The following is a 776-nucleotide window of genomic DNA, read 5'->3' as shown; positions in this document are numbered from 1 at the left end:
GGCCAGGCTCGACGCGGCCAGGCTCGACGCGGCCAGGCCTGCCACGGCGGAGCCGCCGGGCGACCCCGGTGCGCTGGAACCGATCGTGGTACCGACGGATATCGACGGGGTCCGCAGGACCGTCGCGTCGTCGCTGCTCGCCGTGCCGGGGGTGGCTGACGTGGAGGCGGTTGTCGTGCTGGCCGGCCCCGGCATGAACGCGATGAACGCCGGTCTGCTGCTCGCGGGCACCGACGTCGCGACCGCGCTGGGCTGCCCGGTCCATGTCGGCGCCATGGTCGAGGCCGACGACGGCGGGACGCGGGTCGAGATCGACAGGGACCAGGTGGCCGCGCTGCCCGGCTACCCGGACGTGCTCGCCCGGGTAGCGCTGGAGCATCTGGCGAGCCTGGAACTCGCCGCCGCCGCGGACACGCTGCGCCGGGGCGGTCAGCGGCTCGCACCTCTCGCGGCACGGGCGGAGAGGATCCGGGACGCCTTCATCGGCGACTTCCCCGGTCCCGTCGCCGTGAGGCGGGCGGAGGTGGCCCGGCGCATCGAGCTGATCAAAGTTCTGACCGGGAAACACACCGACGATGGGCACCGGGACGGCGCGAGGAGGCACACCGGCCCGCCGCCGGCCCGCCGTACCCTCGTCGACGACTGGCACGCGCTGCATCTGGCGATGACGGTCGCCGACCGGCTGCTCGGGCCAGGCTGGTACACGCCCGATCTCCCGATCAGCCGGTTCGCCTACCAGATCCGCTCGGACGCGGTCACCACACACGGCACGGAAC

At 73.8% G+C, this 776-nt stretch carries 1 protein-coding gene; it reads left to right on the top strand.

What is annotated here, in order from left to right:
- A partial coding sequence (locus AC5LSR_RS21875) for a hypothetical protein (RefSeq protein ID WP_493468925.1) occupies nt 1–776 on the top strand: 776 nt, incomplete at both ends.

Source organism: Protofrankia sp. CiP1_Cm_nod4, from assembly GCF_982290645.1.
The sequence above is the reverse complement of the archived record's forward strand: the minus strand, read 5'-3'. Positions and strand labels throughout refer to the sequence as shown.